At 48.5% G+C, this 22,248-nt stretch carries 15 protein-coding genes; 2 read left to right on the top strand and 13 right to left on the bottom strand.

Translation table 11 applies throughout. From position 1 onward, the window contains the following. Positions 1 to 48 precede the first annotated feature (48 nt). From PRU_RS11765 to PRU_RS11715, 11 genes are all read right to left on the bottom strand, one after another. On the bottom strand, positions 49 to 792 hold the full coding sequence (locus PRU_RS11765; RefSeq protein ID WP_013064926.1) for an isoprenyl transferase: 744 nt from the start codon (positions 790 to 792) through the stop codon (positions 49 to 51). A gap of 5 nt (positions 793 to 797) precedes the next feature. Beyond that, entirely contained in the window at positions 798 to 1,454 is a 657-nt protein-coding gene (gene porG, locus PRU_RS11760; protein WP_013065207.1) for a type IX secretion system protein PorG, read from the bottom strand. A 2-nt stretch (positions 1,455 to 1,456) separates the two neighbouring features. Further along, the gene (locus tag PRU_RS11755) at positions 1,457 to 2,593 is read right to left on the bottom strand and encodes a DUF6242 domain-containing protein (protein ID WP_143010912.1); all 1,137 of its coding nucleotides are present in this window, start codon (positions 2,591 to 2,593) and stop codon (positions 1,457 to 1,459) included. Positions 2,594 to 3,078: 485 nt separating this feature from the next. Next, complete coding sequence (gene pckA / locus PRU_RS11750) at positions 3,079 to 4,692, bottom strand: phosphoenolpyruvate carboxykinase (ATP) (RefSeq protein WP_013065231.1); 1,614 nt, start codon at positions 4,690 to 4,692, stop codon at positions 3,079 to 3,081. 213 nt (positions 4,693 to 4,905) lie between these two features. Then, a complete protein-coding gene (locus tag PRU_RS11745; RefSeq protein WP_013063397.1) occupies positions 4,906 to 5,781 on the bottom strand; it encodes a carbohydrate kinase family protein in 876 nt (291 codons plus the stop codon). A 5-nt stretch (positions 5,782 to 5,786) separates the two neighbouring features. After that, positions 5,787 to 6,938: an MFS transporter gene (locus PRU_RS11740; protein ID WP_013064689.1), complete on the bottom strand. Its 1,152-nt coding sequence runs from the start codon at positions 6,936 to 6,938 to the stop codon at positions 5,787 to 5,789. Between the two features lie 30 nt (positions 6,939 to 6,968). Beyond that, positions 6,969 to 8,627 (bottom strand): DUF4980 domain-containing protein, encoded by a 1,659-nt coding sequence (locus PRU_RS11735; RefSeq protein ID WP_013064754.1) that lies wholly within the window; start codon positions 8,625 to 8,627, stop codon positions 6,969 to 6,971. A 321-nt stretch (positions 8,628 to 8,948) separates the two neighbouring features. Then, on the bottom strand, positions 8,949 to 10,547 hold the full coding sequence (locus PRU_RS11730; RefSeq protein WP_013065502.1) for a glycoside hydrolase domain-containing protein: 1,599 nt from the start codon (positions 10,545 to 10,547) through the stop codon (positions 8,949 to 8,951). 12 nt (positions 10,548 to 10,559) lie between these two features. After that, the gene (locus PRU_RS11725) at positions 10,560 to 11,948 is read right to left on the bottom strand and encodes a DUF4960 domain-containing protein (protein ID WP_013063522.1); all 1,389 of its coding nucleotides are present in this window, start codon (positions 11,946 to 11,948) and stop codon (positions 10,560 to 10,562) included. A 45-nt stretch (positions 11,949 to 11,993) separates the two neighbouring features. After that, a complete protein-coding gene (locus PRU_RS11720) occupies positions 11,994 to 13,745 on the bottom strand; it encodes a RagB/SusD family nutrient uptake outer membrane protein (RefSeq protein WP_013064349.1) in 1,752 nt (583 codons plus the stop codon). A gap of 36 nt (positions 13,746 to 13,781) precedes the next feature. Continuing rightward, positions 13,782 to 16,892 (bottom strand): SusC/RagA family TonB-linked outer membrane protein, encoded by a 3,111-nt coding sequence (locus tag PRU_RS11715; RefSeq protein WP_013064696.1) that lies wholly within the window; start codon positions 16,890 to 16,892, stop codon positions 13,782 to 13,784. A gap of 241 nt (positions 16,893 to 17,133) precedes the next feature. Between PRU_RS11715 and PRU_RS11710 the strand changes: the two genes are divergently transcribed. Then, positions 17,134 to 18,672 (top strand): AraC family transcriptional regulator, encoded by a 1,539-nt coding sequence (locus tag PRU_RS11710; RefSeq protein ID WP_177168175.1) that lies wholly within the window; start codon positions 17,134 to 17,136, stop codon positions 18,670 to 18,672. Between the two features lie 77 nt (positions 18,673 to 18,749). Further along, complete coding sequence (gene upp, locus PRU_RS11705; RefSeq protein WP_033150812.1) at positions 18,750 to 19,406, top strand: uracil phosphoribosyltransferase; 657 nt, start codon at positions 18,750 to 18,752, stop codon at positions 19,404 to 19,406. Between the two features lie 121 nt (positions 19,407 to 19,527). Here the strand turns inward: upp and PRU_RS11700 are convergent, their stop codons facing one another. Both PRU_RS11700 and PRU_RS11695 read right to left on the bottom strand, forming a co-directional pair. Continuing rightward, complete coding sequence (locus PRU_RS11700; RefSeq protein WP_033150751.1) at positions 19,528 to 21,033, bottom strand: SLC13 family permease; 1,506 nt, start codon at positions 21,031 to 21,033, stop codon at positions 19,528 to 19,530. 197 nt (positions 21,034 to 21,230) lie between these two features. Then, positions 21,231 to 22,235 (bottom strand): 2-oxoacid:ferredoxin oxidoreductase subunit beta, encoded by a 1,005-nt coding sequence (locus PRU_RS11695; RefSeq protein WP_013064854.1) that lies wholly within the window; start codon positions 22,233 to 22,235, stop codon positions 21,231 to 21,233. Positions 22,236 to 22,248 lie beyond the last annotated feature (13 nt).

The raw sequence follows: 22,248 nt of genomic DNA, 5'->3' as shown, positions 1-22,248 counted from the left end.
TATATATATAAGTCACTTTCTTTTTTACTTTATTACTCTCTTACCTTTTTACTTTTTCTCTTCGGCCTCTACCTGTGCCTCTGTCTTGCCGAATCTGCGCTGGCGGCTCTGGTAACTATAGATGGCCTTATGCAGGTCCTCTTCCATAAAATCGGGCCAGTATGTATCGCAGAAGTAAAGCTCTGAGTAGGCAATCTGCCACAACAGATAGTTTGATATACGAATCTCACCACCAGTACGGATCAGCAACTCTGGATCGGGCATGAAATTAGTCCACAAACGTTCGTTAATGGTCTCCTCGGTAATGCTGTTTACATCCAGTTTTCCTTCCTTTACCTCCTGAGCAATCTGCTTGGTAGCTGTGGTCAGCTCCAGCTTCGATGAGTAGCTCAGTGCTACTACCATGGTCATGGCGTCGTTCTTGGCAGTATGCTCCTCGGTCTCGGCCAACTTCTTGTTTACGGTATCGGGGATACGTGAACGGTCGCCCACCACGCGGAAGCGTACGTTATTCTTCATGAAGATCTCGTCCTCAAGCGATGTGAGTACCAGTCCCATCAGGGCTGCAACCTCGTCGGCTGGACGATTCCAGTTCTCCGTAGAGAAGGTGTATAGCGTTAAGAACTTGACTCCCAGTCGGGTACACTCAGAAGTGATGCGGCGCACTGCGTCTACACCTGCCTGGTGGCCAAAACTACGGTCTTTACCACGCTCCATGGCCCAACGTCCATTACCGTCCATAATGATGGCAATGTGCTGGGGAATCCTGTTCATGTCTAAAAGTTCCTTCATATATCTTAATATCTATCGTTGTTACACGTTTTGCATTTCTCCCAAAGGTCGTAGGTTAGTGCTATTTGTAGCACGCTGTAGCCATCGGTGTTCTTAAACAGGCCGCTGCTCTTAATGCCTAAGGGATCCTTACTGCCGTCCAGCTTGTCGCTCAGCGTAAAACGCATGGCCCACTCAGCTGTCAGGTTCAGTCTGTTGCCTATTTTATATTTTATGCCTGCGCCTATTGGCATGTTCATCGTTGCTCCTTTCTCTGGTCCGCCATAAAAGCTTGCGCCTGCACCTATGGTGATAAATGGTGTAAAGCGCCTTGCGCCTCGGTATTCATAACCTGTTCCATACGGCCAGAAGTTGTATTCCAATCGTACGTCAGCCTCGGTTACATTGTGACTGAACTCGTAGCCATTGGTTATTGTTTCGGCTTTGCCTTTCAGCTTGCCTGTGCCTAAATCAAAGGCTATGGCCACACGTGGATCCAGTCGGTATTTGGCTACTAATGCCAGCCAAGGCTGCATTCCTTTCAGTGGATTGCTGTTGTAGTCGCCTACATAGCTTACCAAGCCTACACCGGCACCTATCTCCATCTTGTACTCAGGCTCGTCCTGAGCAGAGGCGGCCATCGTTATGGCCAGTGCGAAGATTACTGCCAGCAGCTTTTTCACTGTTATTCAATAATAAGGCCTCGCCATACTTCACCGGTATCCTTGCCTACCAGCCAGAGATAGCCGTTGTCGTCGGTGATGGCGGTGAGATTATTGGTGCCCAAAGCATCGGGTAATGTATATTTCGTTGTCGTTTTCCAGGTGATGCCCTGATCGCGACTTACGTAAATGTTCTTGTCGTTGCCGATAGCCAGAACCACGTTGTTAAAGCGTACCAGGTTCAGGTTCTCCATCTTAGGCAGATAGTAACCGCTGTATTCCTCGATAGGAATGAGCACCCATCTTGAAGGCAGACTGTTATGGGCATATTCTGCTATCTTGCGCCATACCATACAAGCTTTATCGCTCTTGTCGTTGGTGCCTATCAACATCTGGTAATCGGTAGAATCGTTGGCAGCAAAGGCCCACGAAGCAAAGGCGATATTATCTGTTGGCAGCCAGGCTGCATCATCGTCGAGCATATCTGCAGCCCATGTGTCGCCGTTGTCCTTACTTACCATCAGCATACCGTCGGTGCCAAATGCATATCCCTCGGCTGTGCCATAGCCTAACAACTGTTTCATACCTGCTGCAGCAGCTTTCTGTTCCCAAAGGGCTTTCTTAGCATCGGTAGGCAGGTCGGCAGCAGTCTTCTGCTCCCAAATCATCTTATTTGTCTCGGCCTGGTGTACGTTGATTGATACAGCATAAGTGCGATAGCTGTTACCGCTCTGTGCGTATACACGCAGGTCTTTCAGCTTGGTAAAGTCGATCGAGTCGGTACTGCTGTAGTAGAGCAGTGAGTCTTCGCCGTTCTTATCTGGGTAGTTTACTACCACCGTACCAGAGTTAAGGCTGCTGATTGTGGCCAGAACGTGGTTCAAGTCAACATCCGATGGCAGCGAGTCGGTATTATATATCTTGCGCTGTGCCTGATCGATGGTGAATACAACAGGGTCGCTCAACGTTTTCTTGTAAACAGAATCCGCACCTGCCGAAGTTGTGGTATGTACATAACGATTTACACACGACAGCTTGAACTGTGTAATAGCCGTGTTGTTGTAATACTGGGTGGTGTCGTCGTTCTCGTCCTTCAGGCACGAAGTCATCAGCAGGGCACCCGCCAGCATCATGCAAAGCGTAGAAATATATCTTTTCATTGAGTCAATAATCTCTATTTTGTTCAATTTGGCTGCAAATTTACGCACATTTCTGCAAAAATGAGCACATTTCTACTTATAATTAATGAAAATATGCCATAATTTGACCGATTTTAAGTTAGTTTAGGGTTTTAATACCAAAAAGAGCGCGGTATGAATCACTCACCCCGCACTCAATTCAACGTATGTTAGTATGCATGAGCGTATAAATGCTCAGGCCGGCAGATAATCCAACCGTTACTAACATAACAGTTGTTTGAAAATCTAATAACATAATCTTTTACCTTAAAATCTAACTAATAAAAAACCTAATGAAATACATGTAATCTCCCGATTACAAGTGCAAAGGTACAAAGATTAATTGAGAATTGAAAATTGAGAATTGAAATTTTGGGGGGCGTTTTGTCGCTTATTGACTTACATCAAAAAATTGGCCACGCCTTTCGGCGCAGCCAATTCTGATATTTAGAGTGATAAATCTCTTATTAGAGCTTTGGACCAGCAGCTACCAGAGCCTTACCAGCCTCGTTGCCCTCGTACTTCTTGAAGTTCTTGATGAAACGGCCAGCCAGATCCTTAGCCTTCTCCTCCCACTCAGCAGCGTTAGCGTAAGTGTCGCGAGGATCAAGGATGTTGGTGTCAACGCCCTCAAGCTGTGTTGGAACCTCGAAGTCGAAGTAAGGGATCTTCTTGGTAGGAGCGTTCAGGATGGCACCACCCAGGATAGCGTCGATGATACCACGAGTATCGCGGATAGAGATACGCTTACCAGTACCGTTCCAACCAGTGTTTACGAGGTATGCCTTAGCACCGCTCTTCTCCATCTTCTTAACCAGCTCCTCAGCATACTTTGTTGGGTGCAGCTCGAGGAATGCCTGACCGAAGCAAGCAGAGAATGTTGGAGTAGGCTCAGTGATACCGCGCTCTGTACCAGCCAGCTTAGCTGTGAAACCAGAGAGGAAGTAGTACTTAGTCTGCTCAGGAGTCAGGATAGATACTGGGGGCAGTACGCCGAATGCATCAGCACTCAGGAAGATAACGTTCTTAGCGTCAGGACCAGCACTCTTACCATTTACCTTCTGGGCAATCTTCTCGATGTGGTCGATAGGATATGATACACGAGTATTCTCAGTTACGCTCTTATCAGCGAAGTCGATCTTACCATCCTCAGCAACAGTTACGTTCTCGAGCAGAGCGTTACGACGGATAGCATTGTAGATATCGGGCTCGCTCTCCTTGTCAAGGTTGATAACCTTAGCGTAGCAACCACCCTCGAGGTTGAATACGCCCTCGTCGTCCCATCCGTGCTCGTCGTCACCAATCAGCAGACGCTTTGGATCGGTTGACAGAGTGGTCTTACCTGTACCAGACAGACCGAAGAAGATAGCTGTGTTCTTACCCTCCATGTCGGTGTTAGCAGAGCAGTGCATTGAAGCGATACCCTGCAGAGGCAGATAGTAGTTCTGCATTGAGAACATACCCTTCTTCATCTCACCACCGTACCATGTGTTGATGATGCACTGCTCGCGGCTTGTTGTGTTGAAGGCAACACAAGTCTCTGAGTTCAGACCCAGCTCCTTGTAGTTCTCAACCTTAGCCTTAGAGGCGTTGTAGATTACGAAGTTAGGCTCGAACTTCTCCAGCTCCTCAGCAGTAGGCTGAATGAACATGTTTGTTACGAAGTGTGCCTGCCATGCTACCTCAACGATGAAGCGAACAGCCAGACGTGTAGCCTCGTTAGCACCGCAGAAAGCATCTACTACATAGAGGTTCTTGTTAGAGAGCTCCTTGATAGCGATGTCCTTAACCTGCTTCCAAACCTCCTCGCTCATGGGGTGGTTGTCGTTCTTATATTCCTCAGAAGTCCACCATACCTTGTCCTCGCTCTGTGCATCCTTTACGATGTACTTATCCTTAGGTGAACGGCCGGTGTAGATACCAGTCATTACGTTTACAGCGTTGAGCTCGGTGTTTACGCCCTTGTCGAAACCCTCGAGGCCAGCCTTTGTCTCCTCTGCGAACAGAGTCTCATACGATGGATTGTGTGCAATTACGGTAGAACCTGTAATGCCATACTGAGTCAAATCTAACTTTGCCATATTACTAATCTTTATTTTAAGTTGTGAATATTATCCTTTTGTTATATATAACTTTTAAAAAGCGCTGCAAAGTTACAAATTATTCTCGAATTGACAAGTGGCATTTAGCAATATTTTGTGCGCACACAATTCTTTTTAGGTTAAAGAAATTAAAAAATAATGCCGGAGTAGCGCTTTTGCCACTCCGACATATCATTTTATGATTTTGGATATTTACTTTTTCAGCTCTTCTGGAATCACGGGCATGGCACCGTTCTGGGTGCATACAAAGGCACTTACTCTGACGGCGATTTTATGGGCTTCCTGTACGGGTTTCCCGTTGATGATTGATGCACAGAACGAGCCGGTAAACGAGTCGCCAGCGCCTACTGTATCGGCCACTTCTACCTTTGGCGTATCCTGGAACGATGTCAGACCGTCGTCGGTAAATACATACGATCCGTTAGTGCCGCAGGTTAGTACCAGCATCTTCAGTTGATAGTCCTGAACTATCTTCTCGCAGGTACCGCGCATATCCAGTCCGTCGTAGCCGAACATGCGGTTAACCACTACCAACTCTTCGTCGTTGATTTTTAGAATGTTACAAATGCAGAACGAGTCCTCAAGAATCTCCTTCGTGTAGAACTGTTGGCGCAGGTTGATGTCGCAGATTTTTATACAGTCTTCAGGGGTGGCATCCAGGAACTTACGTATATTCTCACGACTTACTACGTTGCGCTGTGCCAGCGATCCGAAACAAACTGCACGTGCATTCTTGGCTATCTCCTCCATCTCGTCGGTAAAGGGGATATTGTCCCATGCTACGTTTTCCTTAATGTCATAGGTGGGTATGCCGTCGCCCGTTAGCGTCACTTGTACCGTACCGGTAGGATAGGGTACCTGGGGCATCAGGTAGTTCAGATTGTGCTCCTTCAGCGCCTCGATAGTTTCCTCTGCCAATGCATCTTCGCCTAGTGCGCTGATGGCAATAGTATTCAGACCAAATTGTCCAGCATGATAAGCGAAGTTGGCTGGTGCGCCACCAAGTTTCTTTCCTTCGGGAAGTACGTCCCACAATGCCTCTCCGAGGCCTACTATATATCTCTTCATAATACTTAGTTGTTTTTTACGTTTTTAATATAGGTAAACAGATAAATCACTCCAACAGCCATTACTGCTACTGCGCCGGCCTGGCCCATGGCGTCGCTGGCAATTCCCATCAGCAGTGGAAAAATCGTGCCTCCAAACAAGCCCATAATCATCAAACCCGACACCTCGTTCTGCTTCTGTGGCATGGCTGTGAGTGCCTGTGCAAAACAGATAGAGAAGATATTTGAGTTGCCGTAGCCCACCAGTGCGATTGCTGCGTAGAGAATCCATTTTTCTGTGCCGATAAAGAGTCCGCACATCGATAGCGCCATCATCACTACGCTTATTACGAAGAATGTGCGATTAGGCAGTACTCGCAGGAAGAAAGAGCCTGTCAGGCAGCCGATAGTACGGAATATGAAGTACAGACTGGTAGCAAATGCTGCGTCGTTAAGTGTCAGTCCCAGTCGTTCCATCAGAATCTTTGGCGCTGTGGTGTTGGTGCCCACGTCGATACCTACGTGACACATGATACCAAAGAATGATAGCAGTACGATAGGTGTGCCTAGCAGCTTCAGGCATTCAGTAAATGTAGATGCGTTGCCTGTGGTGTGTTCTTCTTCGATAGGCGTAACTGCCAGCAGTGCTGCAGCCAGAATACCCACCACGAAGTAGATCATAAACAGCACTCGCCAGTCGTAGCCGAACGAAGGCAGTACCTGTGTGGCGCCCCACATGGCCAGATATGGAGCCAAGAACGAGGCGATGGCCTTGATAAACTGTCCGAAGGTGAGTGTCGATGCCAGATTGCCGCCGCCCATCACGGTTGATACCAGTGGGTTAAGCGATGTCTGCATCAGTGCGTTACCAATACCAAGCAGCGAGAATGCGCAGAGCATAATCGGGAAGTTCTCGCCAAACAGAGGCAATAGCAGCGATGCGATGGTCACGCCGAGCGACAGCAGTACAGTGTTCTTTCGTCCGATCTTGTTCATCAGCATCCCCGTAGGTACGCTGAAGATCAGGAACCAGAAGAATACGAGCGACGGGAAGATGTTGGCCACGCTGTCTGTCAACTGCAGGTCTTCCTTCACATAGTTCGATGCAATGCCCACCAGGTCGACAAATCCCATGGCGAAAAAGCAGAACATCACGGGGATCAGAGCAAATTTCTTCATATTACTAAATATTCTCTAAATTCTAAATTCTTACTTCTTAATCTCATATATGGTCGCCTTTCCGCCCTTCACCTTTATGTTATTATAAGGTTCTGATGGGAATACCAGGTTTGTCATTGCCATCTTTCCTTCTGCATCGAAGGCCTCGATAGAACAGCGGTCGATAAACAATCGCAGCTGTTTGATATGTCCATAGGTGGGCGCGATAGTTGTGCATGCGAATGCTTCGCTGAAGCTCACGTCGCCACTCTTTGTGCGGTCCATGCTGAAGCTCTGGCGCTGTCCGTCGTAAACCATCACAACCTCTTCGCCCTTTGAGTTCGAGAGCACAATCTCCGCCTGATTCTTCACGTCCACTACTATCTCGCAAGCCTCAGTAGGCTTCCTCACTTTGGCGCCACGCATAGCCAGCATCTCCTTCGATGGTACTACGCTTACGTATGTCTCCTCGCCAAAGTTAAACAGTCCCAGGTCGCGAGGTATACTGTTGCCCGAGCGATACTGCTTGGTTGGCACCTGGTTGGCGTACTGCCAGTTGCTCATCCACGCCAGCACCACATGGCGGTTCTCGGGTGCGTTATAGAATGATACGGTAGCGTAGTGATCCTTACCATAATCCATCCACTTGGTCACCTTTGGCATCGACTCGCAGGTAAACTTATGTCCGTCGAACTGTCCCACAAAGTACTGTGTAGCACTACCTCCGAATGGGCCGCCAGGATTGATGTTGCAGATAAGCACCCACTTGTTGTCGATTTTCATCAGGTCTGGGCACTCCCAAACGCCACCGTGATTGCCATACTCCTGACCGAAAGCTGACTCGTATTTCCAGTCTTTTAGGTTCTCTGACGAGTAGAGCTGCATCTCCTGACCCACTGCCAGGATCATCACCCAGCGCTTGGTGCCCTCAAACCAGAACACATTGGGGTCGCGGAAGTCGGGCTTGTCGCTGGTCAGTATAGGGTTTCCTTCATATTTCTTGAATGTCATTCCACCGTCTTTTGATATGGCCATCGACTGTGTCTGGTGGTGACCGGCTGAGGTGTAGAAGGCTACTACATCATCTCCGTTGGTGATACATGAGCCACTGAAGATGCTACCCAACCAGTCGGGCTCGAATGTCTGTGGCTGTGCTTCCCAATGCACCAGGTCTTTCGACGTAGAGTGGCCCCAGTGCATGTTCTCCCATTGTGAACCATAAGGGTTGTACTGATAGAAGAGATGCCAAACACCATCTTTGTAGAACATACCATTCGGGTCATTCATCCAACCATAAGCTGGGGTGTGATGATATACGGGGCGGAAATGCTCACGGTTTGTGGTGTCATATGTATCGGAGTATTTGATTTCCTTCCAACAGGCGAACTCGCCTACGGCACCTTTCAGACGGCGGTCGCCATGAAACTCGATGTCGAGCAGCTGGGCATCTTTCAGTTCATAGGGCACATAATAGTCTACGCGGTCTACTGCCAACTTCACATTGATGCGCTGCACCATCTCGTTCTTCCCGTTTACCACAGCTATTGCTGCAATGTCCTCAGTTTCCTGTACGGGCAGCAGCAAGTATTTGCTTGGTTGTTCCACTCGTAGCATGGCATGCTTCTCGCCCAGCACCATAGGCGTTACCTGCGCCATTGCCGATGCAGAGGTAAGCACGGCTGTCACCATCATCATTACCGTTTTTCTCATTTTGCTATTCATTTTTTGTTGTACGATTTTAGATTTCTGCTGCAAAGTTAAGTCAAATCGCGTGTATATCCTATAAATAATGTTTCATTTCTTAAGAAAAATCGTTCATTGCAACAAATTTATATGCAATGAACGATAATTGAAAGGTTTAATTCTCTAACTACTTTTCAATTGCAAAGTACCTGGCGTGCAATTGTTTTCTAGGTACTTTGCAAATACTACACTTAATAAAAAAAGTGCGACTCTCATGAGCCGCACCGTTGTTACTCAAAACCAATCTATTACCTTATTACTAACTAACATTTAACCATTTGCTAGATTTTATTGCTGGCTTACCTTCACATCGCTAACTGTGATTGAGCCGCCGTAGTTGTTGATGCTCCAGCAGTTCTTCTGGATGCCGTAGATGCGCTGGGTGTAGGCACATACATCGTTAATGTAAAGTGTCAGGACGCTGTTGTCTGTGTAGATGTCGATGTTGTAGGTGTTGTCGGCGGGACGCTCGAACCAGTAGCCATCAGCGGCCTCGATGAAGCCCTTGCCTTCTTCGCCTTCCTGCTCGAAATTGAGCTTGCGGTGGTTATCGTCCTCGGGGTTCACTACGATGGTGTAGTACTTCTTAGAATCTGTGCCACGTACGAACGATACACCAAACTTATCCCAGACGTTAGAAGTCTTTACGGTGAACGAGATGTGGTTGGATGTGCCCAGACGGTTGTAGAGTACGTATGCTCCATCGCCGCTCAGTGAACCACTGTTGTAGCCATTCGATTCCATCACTGTAGCATTAACAGTCTGATTGTACTTGGCAGCCATTGCAGGCACAGCACCCAGAGTAAGTGTACCATCGCTGTGCTGGATAATCTTGTGACAAACCAGTGCACCACTCCAGTTAGGCTCGTTGCCGTCGCCAGCACCTACGTTGGTGTTCTTCTCGTGAATATCGCTACCAGAACGGAATGGGCACCATCCCCAGATGTAACGGTCTGTGCCGTTAGAAGCAGTCTTGGCGGCATAGAGCGAACGGCTGTCGAGCACACCCTCGTGTCCGTCAGGAGCCCACTTTGGTCCGTCGTTCAAACAACTCTTCAGCTCCTCGTAGGTTGAGGCTACCATGTATTTCACCTTACGGCTCCAGCTGGCGCGATAGCTCTCGCTGAACACGATGTACCAGTAGTTGCCCATCTTGAAGATGTCAGGACACTCCAACATGCGATCCCAGATCATACGGATACGACCTACATGCTCCCAGTTCTTCAGGTCGCTCGACTTGAACTCTGCAAAACAGGGGTCGCCACCACCATTGGGATAGGTAGAGATAACCATGTGGTAGAGGTTGTCGTCGGCTACGAAAATCTGTGGGTCGCGGAAGTCATTGCTTGAGTAACCGAAGTCAGGACCATTCAGTGCCCAAAGCTCATCCTTAGTCCATGTCTTGAAGTCGGTAGATGTAGCTCGCATAACAACTTCGCGGTTTTTGCAGTTGCCGTTATGACCAGTATAATAGATGTAATATGTGCCGTCCTTCTCATAGGCGCAACCTGTTCCTAAGGCAGCATCTTGCTGGTAGTCGTTGGCTCCGAATGGAATCAGCTCGCCCATCGACTCGTAGTTGGCACCATCCTTGGTAGAAACAGCCCAAATGGGGTGGAAGCGATAGGGCATGTTGTTAGTAAACTCCTGCAGGTAGAGTACCTTGAAGTCGCCAGCCTTCTGATCGTAGAATGGCATAGGGTCGCCTACGCGTCCCACTGAAGGTGTGTAATAGGTGCCAAAGCCGGCAGCATCAGTCGAAGCGAAGAATGTGGTTGTGCCGTTCCAGTCCTTAGCGGGGTCGCCGCTGAACTCGTCATCGCTGCACGCCGTCAGCGCAGAGGCTGACAGCATGAGTGCGAATACTGAATATATCATTGTCTTCATAACTTTCTGTTTTTATTTTGTTAGATAATCAAATGCGTTGAGCATAATCTTGCCCATGTTTTCGTGATAGATCGACTCGTATGGAGTAGGAGAGTTCCAGTCGTAGAGGCCTGAGCCCAGACAGATGATACCACCCTTGCCAAATTCGCCGTTAGCACTCTTCAACTCCCAGGCGTTCACGCTGTTGTCGCCAGTCAGTGCGCGTCCACCAGTCTTGGCCTCGAATGCATCCTTACCATCCTGATAGGTATCCCAGAATCCGTACTGTGATGTGGTGTTACAGATGGTGTAGCCATTGTCGAGTGTGTAGATGGCGTTTTCAGGTGCTCCTGGATAGGTGGTGAGTCCTTTCCATAGTGGGTGAGCAGCGTCGTAGGCCCATGTATGCCAAGGATCGTCGCCCATCAGGTCGGAGCCTTCGCCGCCTCCGCCGCCCCAAACATTGTTTGGATAAGCGTCCTCAGGCATAGCACCCAGTGCAATAGCATAGTTCACAGCGCTACGTCCCAGTACGAATGCGCCACCCTTCTGCCAGTATTCCTTCATCTTAGCCAGTGCTGTCATAGCGCCCTGCTCAGCCTCAGCAAATCCGTTGTAATTGCCATACGATGAGCAATGACGGTGGAAGAATATCAGCTTACACTTCTCGAGCGAGATGTTACCGCCAGCTACGTCGCTCCACGATGCGTAGGCAGCGCTTGCGATGTTACCAGTGAGCCACTTGGCAGCGGCCTTCTCCTCATCGTTCAGCAGTTCGATGTTCTCAGCATCGCCAACAAACAGTGCGATAGGATCCTCAATCAGTGTTACGTAAACCGTATAAACTGTGGTAGCAGTATTATCGTTGAGTGTAATCTGGAATGGCTCAGTGAAGTTGCCCTTAGTGCCGCTTGCTGGACTACATGTGGCATCCTCGCTGCATTCAACCTCGAATGTTGCATTGCTCAGGTCGATACCGCTGTTAGCCATCACGCTTACTGTGATAGTCTTGTCTTGCTGGTTGATGGCACCTTTCACACCCTCAAGGATAAAGAGCGACATCAGAGCCTCGTCATTTCTTACGCTTACCTGATAGTCCATCACCAAGTCGCCATTGCTGATGTGAAGATTGCGATCGGCATCAAAGTTGATGTGGTCACCTACCTTCATATTGGTCTGTGCACCAGCTGATACGGTCAGACTGGTTATCTCCATATCACCCTTCTGGGCGAAATCTACGGGCACTTTTACTTTTACCAGTCGCTTCTCTGTGTTGATGGTACCTTCGTATTGTCCGTTCAGGACAAACTTCTCAACCAAGCATGAACCGCTTACGTCGATGCTGCCCGTATGATCATCGTTACAAGCGGTGAGCCCGCATACGATGCATATTGCGCAGATAATGCTATATATCGTTTTCATAACTCTTAACTCTAAATTCTTAATTGTTAAATCTTAACTCGATTCTTACCACTGTCCACAGTTCTGGGTGTAGTGTCCGTTAGATGCAGCCATCTGTTCGAATGGTACGGGTAGGTACTCATTCTTGTTGGCAGTAAACTGCGATCCGCTCAGGAAGTTCATCTTCTCACTCTCTGTAGAGTAGTACTTGTTAAGTACTGTAGCCGCATCGCCCCAGCGTACCAGGTCGAAGAAACGCTCACTCTCCATAGCCAACTCCAGTCGGCGTTCCATCTTCACAATCTTCATGGCCTCGTCCTTGCTGTAACTGCCGCTGTACTTACCTACTGCATAGTGTACACCATACTTATTAGGATAGTTAGATACAACACTGCTTGTAATCATGCCTGCAGCACGCTCACGAACCTGATTAACCAGTGCAATAGCCTCAGATGTCTGCCCTAACTGTGCCTGAGCCTCAGCGCGCATCAATAGTACGTCGGCATAGCGAAGAACGATGCGGTTCATCGAACTTGCCCACTGCGAGTCGCACAGATATAGATAGCTGTCTGTCAGCGCAGGATCAACATTCTGCTTCAGCGATACAAAGTATCCGAATGTGCCACCTGAGCGGCTCCAAGCATTGCTCTCTGCAATCATAAAGCTTGTATTGAACATATAAGGGGTACCTGGTACGCCTACTGTTACAAACAATCTTGGATCTACAGTCTGTGCTGAACCTACGGTGTATTCAGTATCAGCAAAAGTATCGAGCATGGGCAGACCGTCGCTGTTGGTACGATAAGCACTTACCAGATTATGTGATGGCTTGTAGAAATCGCAACCAGAGTCGTGAACCTTAGGGATACATGGTACAATCAGACGGTATGAGAAGTTCAGGTTACCATATACGGTACCATCGTTTCTTGAGTACTGGATGGCCCAGATACTCTCCTTGCCGTTCTCATACTGCTCCTCAGGGCGGAAATTATTGTGCAGGTCGGGCTCCAGACCATAGCCGGCAGCAGTGTAGATGGATGGATTGGTGTATTCTACCACCTTCTGTAGGTCGGCATCGCTGATAGATGTCACCTGATTGCTGTTGGCATCGTCCTGATGATAAGCCTTATAGAGATAAACCTTAGCCAGGAATGCGGCACATGCAGCCTTTGTGGGGCGTCCCTTGTCGGCCTGGGTAACAGGCAGTACGGCGTAAGCATCCTCCAGATCGTTGATAATCTGCTGCCAGCCCTCGTCGTTGGTGTATTCCGTGTTCGAAAGGTTGTTGTAGTCCTCTTCCGTCATGTTGGGCTTGTTCACGAATGGAATCTTCTTGAACAGGCGCTTCAGCTGGAAGTGTCCGTAAGCACGCAGGAACTTCATCTCGGCAGTACGCTGCTTGATGGTGGCGTTCTCCTGATCGGCGCTGGCCAGAATGTCGAGCGACAGACTTACGCGGCTCAGATAATTGTAGAAACGTGTCCAAATCGAGCTGAAAGGCCAGTCGGTAGTCATCACGCCAGTGCTCTTTTCCAAGCGGTGGAATGGTTCACCATCAGAGAAGTCTGAACCGCCAACGTATGCGTCGTCGCTTCGTGTGTCGTAGTTCCAGAGTGAGAAAGATGCGTTCATATCCTCAATCGAAACCAGTCCGGCGTATGCTGATATCAGCACATTGTCTATATATTCTGGGTTCTTCACCTCGTCCTGTGTCAGTGTGGCCTGTGGTACCTGCTCTTCCAGGAAGTTGGAGCAGCTCATGAAACCACAGATGACGCAGATTGCGCAGATTGATCTATATATTGTTTTCATAATCATCAATTTTCATTTATCAATTTTCATTTATCAATTCAATTAGAATCCTACGTTCACACCAAATGTAAGGTTGAGAGGTATAGGATAGTTGAATCCAGGGTTCTCAGGATCGGCACCAGTAAACTTGCCGCTCTTGATGGTAATGAGATTCTGAGCCGAGGCATATACACGGATGCGGTCCATGTGTAGTTTCTCTGTAACCTTCTTGGGCAGGTTGTAGCCCAGCTGTATGGTGCGCAGCTTGGCATACGAACCGTTCTCAATGTAGTAAGATGATACACGACCCTCGTTGTTGGTATCCGATGTGGTGAGGGCAGGGATATTGCTGCCAGGATTAGCTGGACTCCAAGCGTCGAGTGCACGCTTACCCTTGTTCAGATAAGGAACGTTGATGGCAGAGTTGGCCCAGAAGTCGGTCTGCGACTTATATCCGCGACAGTCTACATCAACACCCTGTACGCCCTGCCAGAACATGGTCATATCCCAGTCCTTGTACTGCAGGTAGATGTTCAGACCCCAAGTGAAGTCGGGTGTTGGGTCATATATCCAGTCCTGATCGGCCTCTGTGATGATGCCATCGCCGTTAAGATCCTTATAACGGATTCGGCCCAGTCCTGCACCTTCCTGTGTGGCATGATTGTCAATCTCCTCCTGACTCTTGAAGATGCCGTCGTAGATGTAGCCAACCTGTGAAAACATAGGATGACCTACAACACTCTTCACGCCGTTACCACCATACTTACCGTTGGCAGCTACTGTCTCAGGCAGTTTTGTAATCTCATTCACATACTTACTGATGTTTCCGTTGATATCCCACGAAAAACCGTTATCCAACTGGTGGCGATAGCCAATGCTCAGTTCCCAACCGTTGTTCTTCACCTCGCCGGCATTGATCCACTGACCAGATCCTTCACCCATAGCAGCGATACCTTCCATGAAGAGCAGAATGTCGGTGGTCTTCTTGTTGAACCAGTCGAAACTACCGTAGATTTCGTTTCGCAGGATAGCGAAATCAATACCTATATTATGCTGTGTGGTGGTTTCCCACTTGATGTCGTCGTTACCGCGCTGATTGCGTACATAACCGTTCGCCAGGTCGTAACCACCGTTCTTACCGCTGATGTCGTATGAAGAACCAGCCTGTCCGCTGCCCCATAGTCCAGTAGATACTACCGACTTGTAGAGGGTGTATCGTGAAGTGTTTGAGATTTCTTGGTTACCAGTCTGTCCCCAAGAATAGCGAAGTTTCAGATTGTCGAGCCAGCTCTTTGTCTTAGCCATAAACTTCTCTTCTGAGATGCGCCAACCAGCTGATACTGATGGGAATGTACCATACTGGTTGTTGCTACCGAATCGGCTCGAACCGTCGCGACGGATGGTGACAGATGCCAGATACTTGTCGTCGTAGGTGTAGTTCACTTTACCGAAGAATGACAGAAGACTGAATCCTTCGCCTGAACCTTCGGCTAACTGCTTGCCTGCACCAGCACTTGGCCACATATAGTCGGTGTTCAGAATAGCCAGTTCATAGCGCTTGGCACTATTCCACTTATAGTCCTGACGGTTCACCTCTGTACCAATCATGGCATCGCCGCGATGCTTGCCGATTTCAAGATTATAGGTAGCAATGGCGTTCCACATCCAGCGCATCCAGTGTTCCTGCTTGCTTTCAACAGCGCTATCGGTACGCTTAACCTTACCATTTTCGATAGGGTAGGTAAAGAAGCGCTGCTCCTTCTGTGTATAGTCCATACCCAGTGTGGTGCGAACCATAAAGTTCTTGAATGGGGTGATGCTCAGGTGCACATCGCCGAATGAGCGCCACTGTGTGTATTCGTTGTCCTTGTTATTATCAATCATGCTCAGAGGGTTCTCGCGCTCAGAGTAGGCACCCAGTGCCTGAGCATATTTACCGTTCTCTGCCCATATAGGGAAGTTAGGGTTAAACTCAAGTGCGTGCTCCAGCACTCCGCCAGGAGCGTCATTGCCCTTGGTACGGTTCATGGTGAAGTTCTCACCAATCACTACCTTGCCATCGAACAGCTTATAGTCTGCATTAGCACGAGCCGACAGACGGTTGAAGTTACTCTTCTTAATGGTACCTTGGTTGTCGTAGTAGCCAATGCTGAAGAATGAACTGCCCTTCTCCGAGCCGTTGCTTACCGAGAGGTTGTACTGCTGTACCACGCCTGTGCGCGTAATCTCATCGAACCAGTCTGTATCACCTGCACGTACACTGGCGTTCTCGTCCAGATACATGTTCATAGTCATATTATTCAGTACGGGATTGCCTTTAGCGTCGTAGCTCCAGTCGTAGTTGTATCCTAGGTTATTGTTGCTTGGGTTCACACCATCGTTCACGCAAGCCTGCCAGTATGCGCGTCCCCACTCGCTGGCGTTCATGGTCTCAATCTTATTAGTATAGAACGAGGTGGCCACACTGCCGTCGAAGTTCACCTTTACCTTGCCGTCCTTACCCTTCTTGGTGGTGATGATGATCACACCGTTGGCGGCGCGGCTACCATAGATACTGGCAGAAGCTGCATCCTTCAGCACCTGGATGCTCTCGATATCGTTACCGTTCAACTCATGCATACCAGCCTTTGTGGGCACACCGTCGATGATGTAAAGTGGATCGTTGTCGTTCAGGGTTCCTACACCACGGATACGGACCGTTGCAGCACCCGAAGGATTACCATCGGCTGTGATATTCATGCCTGGTACACGACCCTGCAGTGCCTTCATTGGGTTGTTCTCGTTCTGCTTGGCAATCTCGTCTACGCTTACGGTCGAGATGGCACCCGTCAGATCGGCCTTGCGCTGGGTGGTATAACCTGTTACCACAACCTCCTTCAGAAGTTCGCTGTCGTCTTTCATAGTTACCTTCATACCTTGTTTCGCAGGTACCTCTTGTGTCTGGTAGCCGATGTACGAGATAACCAGAGTGGCATTCTCGTTCACTTTGATGGTGAAGGCTCCATCGAAATCGGTTACTGTACCGTTCGTGGTCCCCTTCTCCTTTACTGTAGCACCGATGACAGCTTCGCCTGTAGCATCTATCACCGTACCACTGATCTCTGTCTGTGCATACATCATTGTACTTACGAGCAAGAGAGCAAAACACAGAAAACGTTTCTTTAGTCTTTCCATTGTTGCTTGTTTTAATTGTTAGTACTCAAATCTGATTTTAAATCCTGCACAAAATTACTAATGTATTGTGCGTGCAGCGTCAAAATTTCGTTCATTGCGTCCTATTTTTGTTTCAATGTAACATTTTTGCTAATTTATGAACGATTATTCTTATTATCTCTTGCAAATATACAAAAAAATATCAATTTGTTTTCGTGTTTCGCGATTATTTCGTATATTTGCCTGCATAAAACAGAGATCAATGATGAGAAACTCTTTCATTTCTATTTTAATGTTTACGGCCATCCTGTTCATGGGATGCAAACAAGCCGAGCCTAAATATATAATAGGTGTATCGCAATGCTCTGAGGATATCTGGCGCGATTGGCAGAACGCCGAGATGAGAATGGAGGCCAACTTTCATGAGGGCGTAGAACTACGCTTTACTGCTGCTCACGACGATTCTGAACTTCAGAGTAAACAGATAGACAGTCTGGTGGAAAGTGGTATCAATCTGCTGATTGTGGCTCCCAACCAGCTCTCGTCGGTGTCGCCTGCTATCGACCGTGCCTACGATAAGGGCATCCCCGTTATCGTGTTCGAACGTAAAACCGACTCGCGAAAATATTCAGCCTTTGTGAGTGCTGATAACTACGAGATGGGACACCTGATGGGTGAATACATCGCTACCCAACTTGGTGGTAAGGGGCAGATAATGGAAGTGAAAGGACTGAAAGGTTCATCGCCTGCCGAGGAGCGTTATAATGGCTTCCATGTGGCTTTGGCAGCCTATCCCGATATTAAGGTGGTGGCCGAAATACAAGGCGACTGGACTGAGCCTACGGCTTATCAGGCCGTTAAGAACTGGAAGGGCGATATGAATAGTATCGATCTGGTTTTCGGACATAACGATCGTTCTGCTATTGGGGCCCGTAAGGCCTTCGAAGAACGAGGCGCCAAACTGCCCATGTTCTGTGGTATCGATGCCTTGCCAGGACCTGATGGTGGTATCCAACAGGTGCGCGATTCGCTCCTCGATGCCTCGTATATCTATCCTACACATGGCGACCAACTGCTACAACTGGCCCTCGACATCCTCGATGGCAAAGAATATCCAAGAGAAACCTTGTTTACCTCGGCTTTGGTAACCCGCGATAATGCTACGGTGCTGTTACTCGAAAGCGACGAAGTGGTGCGCCAGGCGCATAATCTGATTAAACTTCAGAAAAAAGCCGCCAGCTATCTTGAACAACTGTCAACACAGCGCACCATCTCGTTGCTGGCACTCGTCTTGTTGGCATTGCTGGTACTTATATTAGTACTCTTTATCCTCTATCATCGTTCCAGAGTGTCGGCCCAGCGCGAGCGTATTGTCAATAACCTGTGGAACATGAAGGCACCAGCTGAGCCGGTACGGCCTGCCGATCAACAGCCTGCGGCTGCACAGCCCGTCGTTCAACCCGAAGATGAGGCTGCTGAATCGGCCAAGGAGCCGCTATTCATTGTGCGCTTCAAGGATGTGGTCGAGGCCCGTCTCTCCGACAGTGATCTGACTGTTGATGATTTGGCTGCTGCTATGAATCTGAGTCGTGTACAGCTGTACCGTAAAGTTAAGGCCATCTCTGGTTCGTCGCCTGTCGAGCTGTTGCGTTCTGCCCGATTGAATCGCGGCTATCAGTTACTGGTAAAAGGCGATAAGACCATCGCCGAGGTTGCCTACGAGGTTGGTTTCACCGCCCCCAGCTACTTTACCAAGTGTTTCAAGGATGAATTTGGAATCAGTCCTTCCGATCTGTCCTAACTCAGCATGTTTTTCCTATTAAAACTTGTCACTGTCATTTTAAATTTGTACTTTTGCCGCAAAAATGTAAGTATATGATTGAAGTAGTAGATTTTAGCAAAACCAATTCGGTTATCAATTTGTACATGTCGGAACTGAGAGACAAGAACTATCAGAAGAACCGTCTGTTGTTCCGTCATAATATCAAGCGTGTGGGCGAGATGATGGCCTACGAGTTGTCGAAAACTCTGGAGTATCGTCCCAAGACTATTACAACACCATTGGGCACTATCGATATCCAGCTGCCAAAGGAAGACCTGCTGATTGCCACTGTGCTGCGTGCCGGTCTGCCTTTCCACGAGGGTTTTATCAATGTGTTCGATCATGCCGACAATGCTTTCGTATCGGCTTATCGTATGTACACCAACCGTGAGCATACCGAGGTGGGCGTGCATACCGAGTATCTGGCTGCACCAAGTGCCAAGGGCAAAACACTGGTGATTGTCGATCCGATGCTGGCTACCGGCGGTTCTATGGCTGCCAGTATCGAGGCATTGGTAAAGACAGGCAAACCCAAGAAGATTCACGTGGCTTGTGTGATTGCTGTACCCGAGGGACTTGAGGTTGTGAAAAGTGCGCTTCCCGATGGCTCTACCATCTGGTGTGCCGCCATCGACCCAGGTATGAACGAGCATAAGTATATCGTTCCAGGCTTCGGTGACTGTGGCGACCTGTGCTACGGCGAGAAACTGTAGTTTTTTTATAGGCACGGATTACACAGCTTTTTTTTATAAAAAGACACGGCTTTAGCATCGCAACTAAAGCCGTGTCTTAAATTTTATTTAAGCCGTGTAATCCGTGCCTAAAAATCTAGAATTAAATCAAGTGGAGTGTTCCCATCAGGTAAACCAGACCGAAGCCTAATACCATAGAGATGATACCCATTACAATACCCATCTTTGCCATATCATTCTGCTTCACATAGCCTGTAGCAAATGCCAGAGCATTTGGTGGGGTAGAGATAGGCAGAATCATGGCCGATGAGGCTGCGATGGCTACACCGATCAGTACGGTTGGTGTACCGCCGATAGGAGCCAGCTTGTCGCCCATGGCACCACAAACGATAGCCAGGATAGGCATCAACAGTGCTGCTGTGGCCGAGTTAGAGATGAAGTTACTGAGCAGGTAGCAGATAGCACCTCCCATCAACAGGATGAGCAGTGGTGAGAACTCGCCGAAGGGGATGCTCTCAACAGCGTTAGCTGCCAGTCCCGAAGCGTTCAGACCGTAACCCAGTGCGAAACCACCGGCCACCATCCAGATCACACTCCAGTTAATCTGCTCCAGGTCACGCTTGGTAATCACACCTGTCAGGGCGAACACCATAAAGGGAATCATAGCCACAGTATATGAGTTGATACCAGTAACACGGTCGAGCAACCAGAGAGCTACGGTAACAAAGAAGGTGATGATAACCACTTTAGAGTGGAAACCCTTCTTCATACCACCCTCTATGTTCAGCTCAATCGTCTTCTGTGTGAATGGGAATGCCTTGAGCAGGATGCGCCAGCTGATGAACAGCAGCAGGATAACAAGTGGGAACATGAACATCATCCACTGACCAAAGCCCAGACCCATATTCAAACCTTCAGGATCGTTCAGGTATTTCAGGGCGATGGTGTTTGGAGGTGTACCGATAGGGGTACCCATACCACCCAGGTTGGCAGCTACAGGGATACTCATGGCCAGGGCTACACGACCCTTACCCTCGGGAGGCAGCTGGTGGAACACAGGTGTGAGGAATGTCAGCATCATGGCAGCTGTAGCTGTGTTAGATACGAACATCGAGAATAAACCGGTGATGAGCAGGAATCCTAAGAGCACCATCTCGCTGCGTGTGCCGAAAGGCTTCAGCAGCACCTTGGCCAACTGGGCATCGAGACCGGTCTTGGTGGCAGCAATAGCCAGCACAAATCCACCGATAAACAGCATAATCACTGGGTCGGCGAAGGTGGCCATCACACCTTTGTAACTAAGCAACTTACCTACTTCTTCTTCGTTCACCATGGGTAGGATACCACTGTCTGTGCAGAATAGAAGCATCAACACAATGATGGCTACCGAAGTGGCCCACGAGCTGACAACCTCGAAAACCCACATGAGTGTAGCAAACGCGAAGATAGCGATGATGCGCTGCTGAATGACGGTAAGGTTCTGGATGCCATACCATTCGGCAGGCATATTCCAAAGTAACAGAGTAATGAGAGCTACAAGTGCAATCTTAATAGCTCGTTTGGTACCATCGGCAGGATAGTACTTACGATTGTGACGCATTTTGTGATACGCCTCAACAAGATGAAATCCTTCGTAAATGTGAAACATATGTTATAAGTTATTATTTAATATTTGGTTTTAAGTAAAAATCGAGCGCAAAGATAATCATTTATTGAGAAACTAGTTTTATAGTTGAGAGAAAAAACGATAAATGAGTGTATTTTTACACAAAAATCATCCCCACAACGATTTGCCATGGGGATGATTGATATGTGGAGTTTACAAACTCGCGGGTAATTTAGAGGTTATTTAACCTCCCAGATGTCGTTGGTCTCGAGCAACTCCTCAAAGTTGTGATACTTCTTCTGAGCAGCTACTTCAGCCAGCTGTGCATGAACGGCATCGTTGTAGGTAGGAGCCTCTACATCGCGGATTACACCGAGAGCGATGGGGAATCCATCCTCAGGTGTCATCATAGCCAGCTTCAGCTGCAGAGTGTTGTCCTCGCAGTGAGCGTCGTGTACCAGTACATCGTCGATGGTGTAGCCATCCTTGCCAATCTCAACTACCTTCAGTCCGAAGCCCTGCTGTACCAGTCCGAACTCGTTGTTCTCGCCGAATACCAACTTCTCACCGTGCTTTACATAGATGGCGTTCTTCTTACGACCCTCGTTGTTGTAAACCACATCGTGGCAATGGTCGTTGAAGATTACGCAGTTCTGCAGAACCTCTGTTACGCTGGCACCTTTGTGCTCGTAAGCAGCCTTCAGAACCTCAACAGTACCCTTGGCATCGGTAGCCACGCAACGGGCAAAGAAGTGACCGCGGGCACCGAAGCAAAGCTCGGCAGGACGGAAAGGATCCTCTACGGTACCGTAAGGGCTCGACTTAGATACGAAGCCACGGGGTGAGGTAGGAGAGTACTGACCCTTGGTAAGACCGTAGATACGGTTGTTGAGCAGAATCATGTTCAGGTCGATGTTACGACGGTTGGCGTGAATAAAGTGGTTACCACCGATAGCCAGTCCGTCACCATCACCTGATACCTGCCATACAGTCAGGTTGGGGTTAGCTACCTTAGCACCGGTAGCGATGGCAGCGGCACGACCGTGGATGGTGTTCATGCCGTAGGTAGCCATATAGTGTGGCAGACGGCTTGAACAGCCGATACCTGAGATGACTGCTACGTTCTCGGGAGCTACGCCAATCTCGGCCATAGCCTTATGGAGTGAAGCCAGGAAGAAGTGGTCGCCGCAACCAGGGCACCAACGAGGCTGGCCTTTCTTAAAATCTTGTGCTGTATATTCCATACTTTTTATATTT

Origin of the sequence: Xylanibacter ruminicola 23 (assembly GCF_000025925.1) — a bacterium.
GTDB classification, from domain to species: domain Bacteria; phylum Bacteroidota; class Bacteroidia; order Bacteroidales; family Bacteroidaceae; genus Prevotella; species Prevotella ruminicola.
The sequence above is the reverse complement of the archived record's forward strand: the minus strand, read 5'-3'. Positions and strand labels throughout refer to the sequence as shown.

What these genes read in the sequence shown, in the direction of transcription:
- PRU_RS11735 (WP_013064754.1), bottom strand. Translation starts at nt 8,627, where the DNA reads ATGAGAAAAACGGTAATGATGATGGTGACAGCCGTGCTTACCTCTGCA.
- PRU_RS11755 (WP_143010912.1), bottom strand. Translation starts at nt 2,593, where the DNA reads ATGAAAAGATATATTTCTACGCTTTGCATGATGCTGGCGGGTGCCCTG.
- pckA (WP_013065231.1), bottom strand. Translation starts at nt 4,692, where the DNA reads ATGGCAAAGTTAGATTTGACTCAGTATGGCATTACAGGTTCTACCGTA.
- PRU_RS11765 (WP_013064926.1), bottom strand. Translation starts at nt 792, where the DNA reads ATGAAGGAACTTTTAGACATGAACAGGATTCCCCAGCACATTGCCATC.
- PRU_RS11725 (WP_013063522.1), bottom strand. Translation starts at nt 11,948, where the DNA reads ATGAAAACGATATATAGCATTATCTGCGCAATATGCATCGTATGCGGG.
- PRU_RS11730 (WP_013065502.1), bottom strand. Translation starts at nt 10,547, where the DNA reads ATGAAGACAATGATATATTCAGTATTCGCACTCATGCTGTCAGCCTCT.
- PRU_RS11710 (WP_177168175.1), top strand. Translation starts at nt 17,134, where the DNA reads ATGATGAGAAACTCTTTCATTTCTATTTTAATGTTTACGGCCATCCTG.
- PRU_RS11700 (WP_033150751.1), bottom strand. Translation starts at nt 21,033, where the DNA reads ATGTTTCACATTTACGAAGGATTTCATCTTGTTGAGGCGTATCACAAA.
- PRU_RS11695 (WP_013064854.1), bottom strand. Translation starts at nt 22,235, where the DNA reads ATGGAATATACAGCACAAGATTTTAAGAAAGGCCAGCCTCGTTGGTGC.
- PRU_RS11740 (WP_013064689.1), bottom strand. Translation starts at nt 6,938, where the DNA reads ATGAAGAAATTTGCTCTGATCCCCGTGATGTTCTGCTTTTTCGCCATG.
- PRU_RS11715 (WP_013064696.1), bottom strand. Translation starts at nt 16,892, where the DNA reads ATGGAAAGACTAAAGAAACGTTTTCTGTGTTTTGCTCTCTTGCTCGTA.
- PRU_RS11745 (WP_013063397.1), bottom strand. Translation starts at nt 5,781, where the DNA reads ATGAAGAGATATATAGTAGGCCTCGGAGAGGCATTGTGGGACGTACTT.
- PRU_RS11720 (WP_013064349.1), bottom strand. Translation starts at nt 13,745, where the DNA reads ATGATTATGAAAACAATATATAGATCAATCTGCGCAATCTGCGTCATC.